12 protein-coding genes are annotated in these 15869 nt (G+C 49.5%); 5 read left to right on the plus strand and 7 right to left on the minus strand.

What is annotated here, in order from left to right; genetic code table 11:
* The first annotated feature begins 50 nt into the window (after nucleotides 1-50).
* The 3 genes from acnA (at nucleotide 51) to HP401_RS14550 (ending at nucleotide 4525) form a co-directional block, all read left to right on the plus strand.
* Entirely contained in the window at nucleotides 51-2780 is a 2730-nt protein-coding gene (acnA, locus tag HP401_RS14540) for an aconitate hydratase AcnA (RefSeq protein WP_087346477.1), read from the plus strand.
* A gap of 176 nt (nucleotides 2781-2956) precedes the next feature.
* Nucleotides 2957-4138: an alanine racemase gene (alr, locus tag HP401_RS14545; protein ID WP_173605488.1), complete on the plus strand. Its 1182-nt coding sequence runs from the start codon at nucleotides 2957-2959 to the stop codon at nucleotides 4136-4138.
* A 63-nt stretch (nucleotides 4139-4201) separates the two neighbouring features.
* Complete coding sequence (locus HP401_RS14550) at nucleotides 4202-4525, plus strand: DUF3892 domain-containing protein (RefSeq protein WP_016742071.1); 324 nt, start codon at nucleotides 4202-4204, stop codon at nucleotides 4523-4525.
* Nucleotides 4526-4609: 84 nt separating this feature from the next.
* On the opposite strand, the gene HP401_RS14555 is transcribed toward HP401_RS14550, so the two are convergent.
* Nucleotides 4610-5113 (minus strand): DUF4188 domain-containing protein, encoded by a 504-nt coding sequence (locus tag HP401_RS14555; protein ID WP_087346465.1) that lies wholly within the window; start codon nucleotides 5111-5113, stop codon nucleotides 4610-4612.
* 9 nt (nucleotides 5114-5122) lie between these two features.
* A complete protein-coding gene (locus HP401_RS14560) occupies nucleotides 5123-5755 on the minus strand; it encodes a TetR/AcrR family transcriptional regulator (protein WP_173605489.1) in 633 nt (210 codons plus the stop codon).
* Between the two features lie 413 nt (nucleotides 5756-6168).
* On the opposite strand from HP401_RS14560, the gene HP401_RS14565 reads away from it, so the two are divergent.
* Both HP401_RS14565 and HP401_RS14570 read left to right on the plus strand, forming a co-directional pair.
* A complete protein-coding gene (locus HP401_RS14565) occupies nucleotides 6169-6585 on the plus strand; it encodes a MarR family winged helix-turn-helix transcriptional regulator (RefSeq protein WP_041749553.1) in 417 nt (138 codons plus the stop codon).
* Between the two features lie 22 nt (nucleotides 6586-6607).
* Complete coding sequence (locus HP401_RS14570; RefSeq protein ID WP_173605514.1) at nucleotides 6608-7897, plus strand: MFS transporter; 1290 nt, start codon at nucleotides 6608-6610, stop codon at nucleotides 7895-7897.
* 77 nt (nucleotides 7898-7974) lie between these two features.
* Here the strand turns inward: HP401_RS14570 and HP401_RS14575 are convergent, their stop codons facing one another.
* From HP401_RS14575 to HP401_RS14595, 5 genes are all read right to left on the minus strand, one after another.
* Nucleotides 7975-8721, minus strand: coding sequence for an IclR family transcriptional regulator (locus HP401_RS14575; protein ID WP_015892448.1), 747 nt, complete (start codon nucleotides 8719-8721; stop codon nucleotides 7975-7977).
* A 186-nt stretch (nucleotides 8722-8907) separates the two neighbouring features.
* Complete coding sequence (locus tag HP401_RS14580) at nucleotides 8908-9732, minus strand: aldo/keto reductase (protein WP_173605490.1); 825 nt, start codon at nucleotides 9730-9732, stop codon at nucleotides 8908-8910.
* Nucleotides 9733-9810: 78 nt separating this feature from the next.
* A complete protein-coding gene (locus HP401_RS14585; RefSeq protein ID WP_173605491.1) occupies nucleotides 9811-11448 on the minus strand; it encodes a hypothetical protein in 1638 nt (545 codons plus the stop codon).
* Nucleotides 11449-11484: 36 nt separating this feature from the next.
* A complete protein-coding gene (locus HP401_RS14590) occupies nucleotides 11485-13584 on the minus strand; it encodes a phage tail protein (protein ID WP_217366091.1) in 2100 nt (699 codons plus the stop codon).
* Between the two features lie 33 nt (nucleotides 13585-13617).
* Complete coding sequence (locus HP401_RS14595) at nucleotides 13618-15861, minus strand: putative baseplate assembly protein (RefSeq protein WP_173605493.1); 2244 nt, start codon at nucleotides 15859-15861, stop codon at nucleotides 13618-13620.
* Between the last annotated feature and the right edge of the window lie 8 nt (nucleotides 15862-15869).

The raw sequence follows: 15869 nt of genomic DNA on the forward strand, positions 1-15869 counted from the left end.
CAACGTTTCACCAGATGAAACTCCAAGATATTATAGGGAGGTTGTATACATTGGCTAACAAAGATGCTTACAAAGTAAAGTCATCCCTGCAAGTAGGCGACAAGTCTTTTGCTTACTATCGCCTGCAAGGGTTGGAAGAACAAGGATTGGGCGATGTTTCCAAACTGCCGTTCTCCATTAAAGTTCTGCTCGAGGCTGCTGTACGTCAGTTCGACGGCCGTGCGATCACCAAAGAACACGTACAACAATTGGCGACCTGGACAAAAGGCCGCGACGAAAACCAAGAAGTTCCTCTCATGCCAGCTCGTATCGTTCTGCAAGACTTCACCGGTGTACCGGCTGTAGTTGACTTGGCAGCGATGCGCATCGCGATGAAGCGCGCTGGTGGAGATCCAAAACGAATCAACCCATTGGTTCCAGTTGACCTCGTTATCGACCACTCCGTCATGGTTGACGATTTCGGTAACGCGTCCGCTCTGGACAACAACATGAAATTGGAATTCGAACGCAACCAAGAGCGCTACCGCTTCCTGCGTTGGGCACAAACTGCGTTTGACAACTTCCGTGCGGTTCCTCCAGCTACTGGTATCGTTCACCAAGTAAACTTGGAGTACCTCGCAACTGTAATCGCTACTCGTGAAGTAGATGGCGAATTGGTTGCTTTCCCTGACTCTCTCGTAGGTACTGACTCCCACACCACTATGATCAACGGTCTTGGTGTTCTTGGATGGGGTGTTGGTGGTATCGAGGCAGAAGCAGGAATGCTCGGCCAACCTCTGTATTTCGTAACGCCAGAAGTAGTTGGTTTCAAACTGACTGGCACACTGAATGCTGGTGCAACTGCAACTGACCTCGCTCTGACTGTTACGCAAATGCTGCGTAAAAAAGGCGTTGTAGGTAAATTCGTGGAGTTCTACGGACCAGGCCTGTCCAACATCTCGCTGGCTGACCGCGCTACCGTAGCAAACATGGCACCTGAGTACGGCGCTACAATGGGCTTCTTCCCAGTAGATGCTGAAACACTCAACTACATGCGTCAAACCGGTCGTGAAGAAGACCTCATCTCCTTGGTTGAAACTTACACCAAAGCACAAGGCCTCTTCCGTACTGACGAGACTGTTGACCCAGTGTTCTCCGAGACATTGGAACTGGATCTGTCCACAGTTGTACCTAGCTTGGCTGGTCCAAAACGTCCTCAAGACCGCGTAGAACTGACTGCTATGAAGGAATCCTTCAATAACAGCCTCCGTACGCCGATCGACAAAGGCGGATTTGGTCTCTCTGAAGAGAAAATCGCAGCTAGCGCACCAGTTGCTTATCCAAACGGTGAAAAAGCTACGCTGAAAACGGGTGCGGTTGTAATCGCAGCGATCACTTCCTGTACCAATACATCAAATCCTAGCGTAATGCTGGGTGCTGGTATCCTGGCGAAAAAAGCTGTGGAAAAAGGCCTGAAAAAGCCTGCTTTCGTAAAAAGCTCCCTGGCTCCAGGTTCCCGCGTAGTTACACAATACCTGACTGACGCTGGTCTGATCGACTCCTTGGATGCTATCGGATTCAACGTAGTAGGTTATGGTTGCACCACTTGCATTGGTAACTCCGGTCCATTGCCAGAGGAAACCAGCAAAGCTATCGCAGACGAAGATCTGACAGTTGCAGCGGTACTCTCCGGTAACCGTAACTTCGAAGGCCGTATCCATGCACAGGTTAAAGCGAACTACCTCGCTTCCCCTCCATTGGTTATCGCCTATGCACTGGCAGGTACTGTAGATATCGACCTGACTACAGAGCCAATCGGCACTGGCAAAGACGGTCAACCTGTATTCTTGAAAGACATCTGGCCATCTCCACAAGAGATCGCAGCTGCAATGGACAAAGCGATGAATCCTGCTCTGTTCCGCGCTGAGTACGGCCAAGTGTTCACGCAAAACGAAGCTTGGAACAAAATCGACGTTCCAACTGGCGACCTGTACGAGTGGGATGAAAAATCCACGTACATCCAAGAACCGCCATTCTTCCAAAACCTGGCTGGAGAAATCGCTAAGATCGCAGACATCAAAGCAGCGAACACCATCGCACTCTTCGGTGATTCTGTGACAACTGACCATATCTCCCCAGCGGGTAACATCTCGCCAACTAGCCCAGCAGGTCTGTATCTGCAAGCAAACGGCGTAGAGCGCAAAGACTTCAACTCCTACGGTGCTCGTCGTGGTAGCCACGATGTAATGATGCGCGGTACATTTGCAAACATCCGTATCCGCAACCAAGTAGCTCCTGGAACTGAGGGCGGCGTAACCAAATACTTGCCAACTGACGAAGTAATGTCCATCTATGATGCTTCCATGAAGTATCAAGCAGACGGTACTCCACTCGTTGTACTGGCTGGTAAAGAGTACGGTACTGGTTCTTCCCGTGACTGGGCAGCAAAAGGTACATTCCTCTTGGGTATCAAAGCAGTTATCGCTGAGAGCTTCGAGCGTATCCACCGTGCTAACCTGGTTGGTATGGGCGTTCTGCCTCTGCAATTTGCTGGTGACCAAAGCTGGAAGTCCCTCGGCATCGACGGTACTGAGTCCTTCAACATTGTAGGTCTCTCCGATGATGTTCAACCTGGTCAACGCGTAAAAGTGGAAGCAACGAAGAAAGACGGAAGCACTTTCGAATTCGAAGTAATCGTGCGCCTCGATTCCATGGTAGACGTAGACTACTACCGCAATGGTGGTATCCTGCAAACGGTTCTGCGTCAATTGCTGGATGAAGGCAAACCAGTAAACGCGTAAGCAAACGAATAACAAATAAGTTCGTATCAGCACCCACCCAACAAAAAGGGCAGACTCCGAGTATTCGGCAGTCTGCTCTTTTTACGTTTCCTTCCTGATAGGCCACGCTTAAGTGGAAGATGCGATGAATACGCATGAAAGAGGGATTGTTTCCTAGAAAAAGGGAGGGATTCGTGATGAATCAGTTGTTTCGCGAAACCTGGATTGAGGTAAATCTCGATGCCATCAAGAAAAACATTCAGGCGATACGCCGGCATATTCCTAAACAGACGAAAATCATGGCGGTTGTAAAAGCAAATGCCTATGGCCATGGTTCTGTCGGAGTAGCACGCCATGCCCTTGAGTACGGGGCTACTTCCCTCGCTGTCGCCATTCTGGAAGAAGGCATCGTCTTGCGAAAGGCGGGAATTGTAGCCCCTATACTCGTGCTGGGATTCACACCCCTTTCACGTGTCAAGGAGGCGATCGCCTGGAATATTGAACTGTCTGCCTTCCAGACCGATTGGATCAAAAAAGCCGATAAAATAATCAAATCAACAGCTTTCACTAATCGTCTAAACATCCATATCAACATCGATACAGGTATGGGACGTTTGGGCGTACGGACAAAATCTGCGTTGCTTTCAGTCGTGACGGCCTTAACGTCAAGCTCTTCACTTGCATGGACCGGAATCTTCACCCATTTTTCCACTGCGGATGAACCGGATCACACATTGACCAAAGCGCAGCACGAGTTGTTTGTTCAGTATCTTCGTTATCTGAAGGAACGAGGCTTCGAGCTTCCAACCGTCCACATGTGCAACACCGCCGCTACCATTGCTTTTCCCGAATACAGCGCCGATATGATCCGCCTCGGAATCGGCATGTATGGGCTGTACCCATCCGCTTATATTCGCCAACTCAATCGCGTCAAGCTCGTTCCGGCTCTCAGCTTGAAATCGCGCTTTTCCTATGTGAAGACAATGCTGACGCCGCCGTTTACCATCAGTTATGGCGCTACCTACATAGCAAAACGCGGAGAGGTCATCGGGACGGTTCCAATCGGTTATGCCGACGGGTATTCGCGCGCGCTCTCTAACCGGGGATTTGTTCTGTATCGAGGCAGACGGTTGCCGATCGCAGGGCGAGTGACGATGGATCAGATGATGGTCAGCTTGGGAGATGGCAGTGGAAAGCAAGGCGATGAAGTCGTGATTTACGGCAAGCAAGGAAACCGCGAGATTCCTGTCGATGAGATTGCCGAAATGCTCGGAACGATCAATTATGAAGTCGTTGCCACCCTCAGTAATCGCATCCCGCGCCTCTTTTTGGAAAAAGGGGTGGTTGTAGAAATCTCTCATCTGTTGCCGGAAGGGTAAATGCCAAAACGAATACATGTTCTCCCCCATTTTAGGCACCCTACTGATGAGGAGGGATGATACATGGATCAACGAAACTTTGAACAAATTTATGAATCGTACAAAAATGCCGGAGAACAACAGGCGATCCAGGAAAATGAAGATAACAGTCCGCTGACGAATACCGGAAAAGAGCAAATCGTCGCCGTCAGGAAAAACGAAGATGGAGACTTGATCGCCTTTAAAACGGACACTGGCCGAGAGCTCGACTATATCACCGCACTCAACGATGCAAAGGCTGGCAAGCTGGCTCATGTAGACGTGTTTCACAAGTATGGGAGAGACATTCTGCGGAGTGAGCCAGACGGCATCAAGGAAAACAATTTGGATCGCCTGCCTGACTTTTAAAGGCAAAAGGGTCGCCCACAGCAGAAGCGGGGCGACCTTGTGCTTGTTTGCGACAGAATGTAATTGCTTCCGAGGTATCTTCTCTTATTGAGTAGGAGTAGGAAGCGCTGGCTCGTTCTCACCGCCCAAACGGCGGCGTGCCGTCTCCCTTTTTCCCACAGCCGGTAGATGCTCACCCGCCTTGGCCAATCCCCAGACAGGCATATTTCCGTATAGGCATTCGTATTTTCCTGCATCGACCAAGTACGTCTCGTGAAAAATCCCAACCGTTCCATCCGTTCCTACCGCTTGATTGAACTTCCTCCACGCGCTCAAATGATTGTGGTTTTTTCTCGCGTAATTTTCCAGATGCTCATAGGATCGCCAATACTGGATTAGGGTGATTTCACGCAGATTAAAATGCGAAGTGTGCCCCAATAGTCCTAGCTCCGGGTGCTGATACAACTCCCGCATCATGCCTCCCATCGCATTGGCTACTGGCATCCACTTATGAACCGCAAGCATACGATTGATACGCATCCCGATGATAAATACGACGAAAGATCCTTCCATTTGTGCTGTAAAACGCCCCGGAACTACTTTTGCCATCCGACTCCCCTACCTTATCAATGATTTGAGATGCAGTTCGTAACACGCCATATAATCAGACACATGAAACAAATGCGCAGTTAGATAGGCTCCGTAAAACATCGAGAATAGCAAAATAACGGCTTCCTCCTCCGATAGGTGAAGGGCCAGCTGACCATCCTCGGCTGCTTCTTGCACGCACTTTTGGAAAAGCTGATGCAGATCAGTAGCTCTAATGGCTTCTCTCTCCTCATGTGCGGGGAAGCGCAAATGCAATTCGGCATCAGATAGAAGCGGGACACTCGGGTGCATTTTTTGCTCGGCTAAAAAGCTGATAAGGCTAAGCATGATCCCCGGCTGCTTCACACCATCGCTCGTAACCTTGGCAAAAATATGCCGCACCGCTTCCCAGCCTCTCTTGCCAGTACTCTGCAGCTCAATGAAACACTCTGCTTGCCAAATGCTCATGTAATAAACCAAGAGCTCTTCCTTTTGCGGGAAAAATTTAAAGAATGTGACCTTCGACACCTCTGCTCGTTCGCAAATGTCATCCACCAGTACATTTCGGAAGCTCCCGTCGCCTATTAGCTCCAAGGCAGCGTCCAGAAGGGCGAATTTGGTTTTGGCTTTCTTTTTCTCACGTAGGGTTAATGCTTCTGCCATCTTGGACTCCTTTTTCCATATTTCCATTTTCATTTATCTTAGTATATAAATTAACTTAAGTAAAGTTTTTTATTTTAGTAAAAAACTCGTCTTCTTGTGCTGACGATACGGCAGTAGTGTTGGGAAAGTCAGTCATAAATGTTACGAAGAACGATCTCTTACGCCAAATATGCTGCATAGAGCCACGACCAATAACACGCCGGAACCCAAAAACAATACAGCCGCGCCTGCAGCGAGTCCGTAGGCTCTTCTTCTTTTATCGCCAGATACGTGCGAACCCGCATAAGCAGATGAACCGAAGTGGAAATCGGCCACGTGTAATTTATGCACATATAATTTGTGTACAAACTATATGTGTGCGTGTTATCATGTTCCTATGATGACTCTACAAGTTGGCAAATAAGGAGGTACATATGGATCGGATTGAAGATTGCTATGGGTTTCTACTGGGAAAGGCATATCAAAAAGTGTGGCAAATGGAAAAGGCCGCACTATCCACCTACGGAGTAACTCCTGTGCAGTTTATTCTGTTGCATGCCCTTTGGGAAAAGGATGGGCAAAAGGGAGTTGAGTTGGGAGCGCGACTTCGGTTGGATGGAGCAACGATCACAGGCGTGCTGGATCGATTAGAAAAATTAGAGCTCATTGAGAGACGTTCTGATCCCAATGACCGCCGAACAAACCTCATTTTTCTAACTCCGAAAGGCAAAGAGCTGGAGAAACCATTGAATCAGCTAACCGAGGAAGTAAATAACGCGGTGATCTCCCTTTTTAGCGAGGAGGAAGCGAAACTGCTTAAAAACATGTTGACCAAATTAGGATTAAGCTAGAAAGGTGCTATTTTCAACGATGCTGAAGTGGAAACTACATTATGCTTGGATTATTTTATTCGTCACATTTGCCGCTTTATCAGCAGTACAGGGAATAAGACTTTCTTTTGGCGCCTTTATTGAACCCTGGGAGAACCAATTTTCTCTTGATCGCGGGACCATTTCACTCATCTCGGCGTTAAGCTTTGTCGTTTATGGGATTTCCCAACCAATTGCCGGCAGGCTGATCGATCGCTTTGGAGCCCGCACCATCCTGCTATACAGTACGCTCTTGGTAGGCCTTAGCATGATGTTCACACAATGGGTAACATCCCCCTGGCAATTGTTCCTCCTTTATGGCGTAATTGCGTCCATTGGCGTGGGTGGAGCCTCCAATGTAGCGGCAAGTGTCATCATCACAAATTGGTTTAACGAAAAACGAGGCGTCGCATTCGGATTTTTGGAGGCAGGCTTCAGTGTTGGGCAAATGGTGATGGTTCCTGTATCTCTTTTCTTCATACAGTGGTTCGATTGGAAAATGGCCGTCGCCGTTTTTGCTCTCTTTCTGCTGATTATTATTTTTCCCGTTTTGGTTCTCCTTTTGCGGAATCATCCAGCGGAAAAAGGCCTGCATCCTATCGGGGGCTCACGGGAAGAAGAGAACGCAAGCAGCCAAATAGCCTCTGCCAGCAAGCTACCAGTCAGGGGTATTTTTCGATCCAGGAATTTCTGGTTCCTGCTATTGCCCTTTTTTATCTGCGGATTTACCACCACCGGCTTGATGGATACTCATTTGATCCCATTTACCCAGCTTTGCGGTTTTTCAACAACCGTAACCGGTTCGGCCATAAGCCTGTTGGCTGCTTTCAACACACTGGGGACTTTATTGTCCGGTTTTATTGCGGATCGCTGGAGCAGTAGAAAATTTTTGGCGACCCTATACCTATTGCGAGCCGTTTCAATCGGTTTCTTGATTGTATTTGTGAGTGATCCCGAACTTCTCCTGTTTTTTGTCGCACATCCATCTTTGTTGATTCTGTTTTCCATCTCTTTTGGGCTTGTCGATTTTGCAACGGTAGCTCCTACCCAACTGCTAGCAACGCAGCATTTCAAAAATTACTCCATGGGACTTGTCATGGGTTGGCTTTTTCTGAGTCATCAGGCTGGGTCAGCGTTGGGGGCATACTTGCCTGGAATGATTTTTGAGCAGACGGGTCATTATACGCTGGCCTTTTATGTCTCAGTCTTTTTACTGGTGGGAGCTGCTGTTTTGAATCTCTTACTGCCTGAATCAGTTAAGGCTACAAGTCATGAGAAGGCATGCACAGAATAAGAATCAGATAACGGAGTTCGATCCTCAAAAAACAAAGCCAGTCTGACACCTTATTTTCGTGTCAACTGGCTTCTTCGTTATTTCATCATTTTTCCCATTCGGTAGGCTGCTTCCATGATGTAAGGCGCATATTGGCTCATTTTTTCAGGAGTCAGGCGGTTGGAAGGACCCGACGCTGCAATAGACGCTACCAATTGTCCGTTGCGGTTGAATATCGGGACGGCTACGGCTGCTGTCCCCAGCTCCCGTTCCTCCACGCTAGTCGCGAAGCCTTGCTTCCTGATTTGATCCAATTGCTCAATGAAAGACTCCTTGTTCACAAAGTCAGGCCAATTCGGATCGCTGATGACTTCCTGCAAAATGAAAGGTTCTGCGTAAGCAACGAGTACCTTGCTCGATGCTCCCACCGCGAGTGGCATACGCGCTCCAATTGGGGCCACCCTGCGAATCGGCTGCTTGCTTTGGACTGCCTGTACGCGTATCCGCTCGTTTCCATCCCGCACATACAGACTGATCGTTTCCTCCACCAAATCCCGCAATCGCTCCATCTCCGGCAGCAGCAATGTCGCTGGATCATCGTTTTGCGACAAATTGGCGGATAACTCCCAAACTCGAAACCCAAGTCGATACTTCTCCGTCTGGACATCTCGTATCAGAAACCCTTTGTTCTCCAGCGTTGCCAGCAAACGGTGCACGGTACTTTTATGCAAGGAGAGTCGACTCGCTATCTCACTCAGGCCCAGATCCGTCGCGTCTGTAAAACAGAGCAGGATATCCAAAGCCCGATCGACTGCTCGAACGTTTGCTTTTTGTTCTTCTTCCATAAGTGTTTGACACCCGCTTCCTACTATGTTCCGATCGTTTCATCTGATGAAACGAATATGCTACTTTTCAGTATACGAAAAAATAAAGCATAGTAAAGAGCGAATCCGATTGTCAGCTTACAGAATGGAATAAAAAAAGGGCAGCCGACCTGCTACGGCTTCCCTTTTTTATGTTATTTTTTCCCTTTAAAAATCAAAATGATCGGGGTCTGGCCCAAAACGCTTGTTGTCATTTAGGGCAGTGATTTTTTCTACATCCTCTGTGCTGAGGGTGAAATCAAAAACTTCTGCGTTCTGCCGAATCCGCTCTGGTGTGATCGACTTCGGAATGGTCACCACTTGGTTTTCCAAATCCCAGCGAAGCACAATTTGCGCAGGAGACTTGCCGTATTTTTGTCCCAATTCTACCAAGAGAGGATGATCGAGATTGCCTTGCATCAACGGGCTCCATGCTTCTAGTTGAATGTGATGCTCTTTGCAATACGCATGCAACTCTTTTTGGGTAAGCAAGGGATGATACTCGACTTGGTTGACAACTGGAATAATCTCGCTATGTTGGCGCAAATCCTCGAGGTGGTGGCTATGAAAATTACTGACGCCAATCGCACGTACATATCCATCGTGGTATAGCTTTTCCAAGGCTCTCCAAGTATCGACATACTTGCCTTTTACGGGCCAGTGAATCAGGTACAAATCCAGCGTATCGGTACCCAACTTTTTCATACTTTCATCAAAAGCTTTCAGCGTTGACTCGTAGCCTTGATCCGCATTCCACACCTTGGTCGTGATGAACAATTGATCGCGATCAATCCCGGCTTGTCGAATTCCTTCGCCTACGCCGGCTTCGTTGCCGTAGATGGCTGCCGTGTCTATACTGCGATAACCCGCCTCAATCGCGGATCGGACGGCCAATGTTTCGTTTCCGTCTTTTGCCTTCCAGACACCCAGACCCAGCCAGGGCATCTTCACCCCGTTGTTCAAAACGGAATGATCTGTGATATGTGTTGCCATTGGATCTCCTCCCGTCTATCGCTGATATGTACTTACATTAAGAAAGTGTAACATAAATACAAAATGAAGCAAACCTTGCTACTCTTCCGAATCTTGTATCACTATATCTTCTGTCCCCTCTGCCATCGGTTTGATCGCCCACCACCTGATCCTCGCCCGATCTGTCTGTACAGATCCCTTCACCTGTACGCCAATCCGAAACGTTCCTTTCTGCGGATAAACGATGACCCCTACGGCAAAATGCGCTGCATCTGTCGCATACTCCGAATCATCAAAAACACTGGCATGCCCGTACATTACTTGCTCATGCTGGGAAAGCAACTCATCGATCACATCTGCATGAAAATCCTCGATTCCTGCACTGACATACACATTCCCTTTTCCGAGAGAATGTTTGAGCTCCTCAGAAAAATAACGATTGCCGATCTTGACTCCAAACGGCCAGTTGGAGGAGTAAGGATCAATTGGTATTTCTACCACGCCCGTTGCTACTTGTTCATTTGCCTTACCTGGTCGGGGCAGACCCAGCTCAAACTGGTAGACAGACGCCAGATTATCGTAGCTCACATCGAACTGCGGCTTGTCAGTTGCCGCGATTTCTTTCACTCGCGTGGTCACCCGAAAGGAATCCGCATGGGAGCCTTGCTCGACTGGCCTTCCCTTCTGTCCACGCAACGCAAGCTTTTGCAAAAGTGCTGGCGTATACACGTACTCCCCAAACGGAACAGGAACAACCTTCTCAATCACATAGGTCGCATTCATTTGCAGCAAGCATACTTTTGCCAAATATAAAAAAGGCTGTTCGTTCGCTTGTGTCACATGATCCAGCTTGCGATTGTAGTAATCGGATACGAGCCGCTCTACCAGATCGTCTGACGTGATTTCGATTTTCCCTACAGAAACGAGATCGGTATGCACCAAGCGATCGCCGAGTCGAACCTCTGCCTTGCCACCCAGCACCGCCAGCTCTACCGTACCGCGATCCCAGCCAGCCTTGAGCGGAATGGAGACGACATAATCGGTCTCTTTCCCGTCAACAGGCTCTAAGAAGGATACGCTACCGTCACTACTTTCCAAGACCGTTAGCCCTGGTGCATCCAGCTTGTATTCGAATTGCACGCGTGACGTTTGTACCGTCTTCTCAATGTGCAACTGCAAGGAAAATACTTCACCCGGATTGACGTATCGCGGAGTCGCCTGCCAAATGCGCACCTGTGGATCTGCATAGAGCAGCACTCTTTGCTCTACCAGTTGTACCCCTTCGATGGATGCAGGATGTGGTGCCTCTTCTTTGATAAAAAGCCGATATCCTTCTGCCACCCGGTTGTATTCAGCCATTTCCTGCTCGACGGTTTCGGAGACGGAGAAGACCTGTTCTTTCCCTTTTTCATCATAGGCCAAGCAGACGTACACATTTTTCGCGTAATCGTTGTTGCTAAAGCCTTCCATCATGGACAGCTTCAGCTTCACCGGTTCAGGAAGCACGATTTCCCTCCCGAGATAATCGAGAGCGACTCCAGCCTCGACCGAAATCTGCTTTTCGTCCACAGCGATCACCTGCAAACCGCATACCACTCCACCCCCGTGAAGCAGCCGATTGGTGAGTCGACGCTTGTCATTGAAATAGCGTTGTTCTGATTCGAAATCTCGGACGGTCAACAGCTTCCCTTTGAAATACACATTTCGTTCATGTGGAAAATAACGCAGATTCTTCATCTCGAACACCTCACTTTGCGTATAAATCTCACCTTCTTACTCCAGCTCTGCATCCAGACCAATCCTCGTGTCATAATCGATTTGTCTGCTGCGGTCCTTCCCACTTAGCACCGTGTTGTATGGTATGGACAAATTTTGATCAAGCGTAAGGAACGATGGCTCTGTCAAATAAGAATTAATCCCCACGTAGCTATGGAGGTCGGCGTAGATGCCCGGGCGCAGAACGATGAGCTTCGCCTCTGTAAAAGCAGGCTTTTGATCTTCCAAAATCTTTTGCAAAACCGACTGCTCCCTCTCTGTTTTCGCACATTCCTGCGAAACGATCAGGCAAAATTGATATGGATGATCCATGTACAAGGAAGAGATCAGCTCGTGTAGCTCCGGGATCGCCTTCATGTCCCTGATTTGGAAATACTCCACGATCATCGGGCGCTCCCCGGTATACAGCTGAACCATCTTTTCCAATCCCGTACGAGTGCCCCGCTCAGCGTACAGCTCCGGTGCGCGACGAATCAGCTCTCGGCGCTGTGCCTCTGTCCAATGCTCATCCCTGCCCATTCCTAACCAGGAAGCGAGCCAAGGGACGAACTCTCCGGGTGTCGTATCAGGATCGAACAACCGCGAGATGGTATCAATCTGTTCCTCCAGCTCCAAGTAAAACGTCCCGAAAAGGGAGAGGAAGCGCTCCAAAAAATCAGCACTGACAGGTTCACTTTGGTAAGTCGCTGGTAAATAACGCAAAAATGTGTCGCGCGGCGAATATATCCTCATTTGCCTGAGTAATGGGGAGTGGCGGTCCGTTCCGAGCCATTCGATTTTGAGCCATAGATAGCGGCCTTTTGCGGAATGAAACAGCGCATCCGAAGCGTTGATTACCGGCTCTGACCATAGATTGGCGGTCCTTTGCAGCTTGGTTCTCCAGTCCATGTCGGGTGCCAGCAAAACGTCATCCAGATTGCGGACGGCTCCATCAATCACATGCTCTTTTCGATCAGAAGAAAACGTCGAGATGAGTAACTGTGTTTCTTCCGGTATGTCTGCTTCCAGCGTGAATTTATGCCACACTGTTTCATATTCCGTGCTATCCAATGCACGAGAGAAATAGATGCCCATCGGTATTCCCGTCGCATCCAGATTGGACGTTCGGGAGACGAGTCTCATCATCGTCAGAACATTTTTCTGCGCGTCCCAAACATACAGCCGTTGCTGGTTATCAAAAACGAGCTTGTCTGCTCGGCCGTGGTAGTTGGTCAACGGCGCAAGTGCTTCCCCCGTGGGTTGAAAACGCAAAATGAATCGGGTATGATCATGAGCCGAATCGATGGAACGCCGATCACCCACATAGAGAATGGGACCTGGACCCACTGCAAATCCCGCGGGCTTGGTGCCTGACGGGATCGCCAGGGTGCACACATCGGCGCCTTCCGAAGAGAACCGAAACACTTGATTCGTCTGTGCCCAAAAGAGATAGGCCTTGCCCGCTTCGGCAACGGACAGGCGAAACAACCTTCTTCGCCTGATCTCACGGAGTGTAGCTGTCTCTTTTACTCTCAATTCCTCATGCGCGTATGTAGCGTCCACTTTTCCTGCCCGATTCAGCCGAAGGACGACGACTTGTGTTCCCGCCGCGATTTCCTTCCGTTCGTTATCTTGATCTACGAGCACAGGTGTCGTGATGTAAAGACGTCCTTCTTCATCCAGCCCTACATCCAAAGGAAAAAGCCGCTGTTCCTCTCCCTCCTCCCAGCTCCAAACGCACTGGCCGTTGGCTATGGAATACGCACCGACTTTTCGCCTTGCTTCGGGGTCGAGGATATACACGTATTCATCGTCAGCGACGAGAAACGAGTCTTTGGAGAACAACCCCCGTCCAGCCCGAAACACAGTCTCCTTGAAGTTGTTGCCGTCATCATAATGCGTGATATGTCCGCTTTCATCCAGCCAAAGCAATGAGCCAACGCGTGCCATGGCAAAATCCAAGAGTCGAGAGTGATGTGTCGTCCCAGCCTGATGCACATGATCGATCACATATTCGGGCGATTTGTTCAGCACAATCCCCTCGTTGGAGACGTGAAGGTTATACCAGATCCCCCGCTGCCAATCGGACGGATTGTTCAGGGAAAAGAAACGATTCATTGTATCCACGCCCACTCCTCCGTTTGTCCCCTTCTATCTTTCTCTATCCAAAACGAGCTCCAAAACATGCTCTCCTGAGTACACCAGCCCATGGCGCGGAATCTGTATATCGCCCCCTTCATCCCTGACGATGCCTGTGCCCTCTGCGGAAACCCACAAATCCGTCACGTACAGCACACCGTCGATCTGGTTTAATACCTCGTAGAGATCGCTTTTATAAACAGACCGACCAAATTCCCAGCCTTTTCCTTGGTGAGTCGAAGGATTGTGTATATCCAAAGGTGTCAAATATCGCTGCAATGCCTGTAGCACCATCTGCTTTTTGTCTACAAACGCAGACTCCACCACGATTGTCGCAAAAACGGTCACCTTGATATAAGCTGGAGCAACCACATGGACCTCTGTCGTCAGCAGCCTTCGTTGTTCCAATTGGTGGCGAACAGTCCGCAGGAAGCCTTCACTTGGCAGTGGTGTCGGCTGATCGCTAAATGGGACGATGACGACAGTCGTTTGAGCGGCTGCGTTTTGCTCGGAAGCTCCCATTTCCCCTACTTTGTACAGGGGGATCGCCTTCGCGCGGGCTACTCGCAATCCGGGTGTCGAGAGAGCGAGGGCCTCATAGTCTTCTGCTGTAACGGCCCGCTGCGGTTTTTTCCCTTCCATTCTCATTCTGCGCTTGGCTTGATCAATCGTTTCGCGCTCGCTTCCCCCACTGGCTGGACGTGGATTCGTCACCTGCGCGGTGGTTTGCTGCCGGGCGAGTGGCAGGAATCGGGTAATTTGGCCTCCTTGCACATTCCCCTTCGCACCTTGGCTTGTCTGACAGGATAGGATCCGAATACCCGCCATGCCTTCCAGTTTCTCGGGTATGGCTCCGTGCTCATTGTTGCCAAACGCAATTTCTGCCCCGTCCGCATCAGTCAGCATAAAATGGCGATCCTGTGGGCCTGATCGGTCAAAATCAGTGACCAGCGACCAGTCTTCCCAGACGGGAAACGGACTGCCTTCGACCTGGCGCGCCACCTGAATAACAAACGTTTCTGGCAAGATCGATTGGACGTTCAACCGAAACACTTGATGTGGCAATCCACTGCTTTCTCCGATGGACCGTTGCCCTGCAAAGTCAATCCGATAGGCGATGACTCGAATATTTCTGCGACCTTCAGGCAGTGCACCTCCAAATCCAATCATCGTGGTGCCCAGTACTGGGTCACGCGAAACGCGAAACGAAAATACGCCTGTATCGGCTTGGTCTGGTTCATCTTGATCCCATCCACTTTGCCATTGTTGTCCCTTTTTGCATTGAACCTCCACAGTGCCTTCATACGATAACGAACTGGAAAGGACGATCGTCTGATCTGCTTGCCCCGTTCCATCGAACTCCCACACTTGACTAAAGGTTTCGCCTTGGATCACACTCACGGTGTTCAACTCGATTTTTTCCATGCGAGGAGCCAATTCGAATCGACCTGCACGCAATGTCGCACAGAGCCAGAATCGAGGGCGATCATTGGCGGGGTAAAGTATGAGCGGCTTCATTGTCCCTTCCAGCTCGATCAGGACACGTCCCGAAAAGGATAGATTCATCGTTTCATCCGAGACTAGTGGTAACGGACTCCATCCCGTTTCTTGCGTTCGTTCGTCCTGTCCATAGTACTCCCACTCGAGACTAGCCGATGGAACGAAAAGCGCTGTGGGCGTAAGCGGGGCGATTGGGACAGGATAGTCCTCAAACAGGCGCAATCCAATCGAGACTGCCTTCCCTACTGGCAGTGGCCGATCAAAGCCTAAGTAAATCTTGTTCCCTATCTTTGGTTCCTGGCCGAATGCGTAGTAGGAAACACCAGTATGCGCATTGGATGAACTCACATCCGCCGTCCCGCTTTCTGTATGAACCAGAACACGCTCCAGGTTGGCTGGTACCAGAACAAGCGAATGTTCCGTCTCGAAAGGAAGATTCCCCGCGAACAATCTCGTCTTCTCCGGAAGGATCGCTTCTTCTGACACGTCGAAAAACGTTACATCCGTCGTCGCACATGACTGGTTCTTTGGGTGTACACCCATGAGCTGCAAAAATTTGCGTTCATTCTTTTCCGTGATCCGGTTGAGATAGTATTGCTGCATTTCCATCAACCACGCGAACATCTCCAAAAGCGTAATGCCAGGATCGTGATGACGGTGATCACCCCACTCTGGCTGCAGCTTGGGGATCGCGTTTTTTGCTTGTTCGACGATCTCCTCAAAGTAGCGATCATCCAGATTCTTGGATGGAAGCATAGCGCACA

It is taken from the genome of Brevibacillus sp. HB2.2, assembly GCF_013284275.1.
Lineage (GTDB): Bacteria > Bacillota > Bacilli > Brevibacillales > Brevibacillaceae > Brevibacillus > Brevibacillus brevis_D.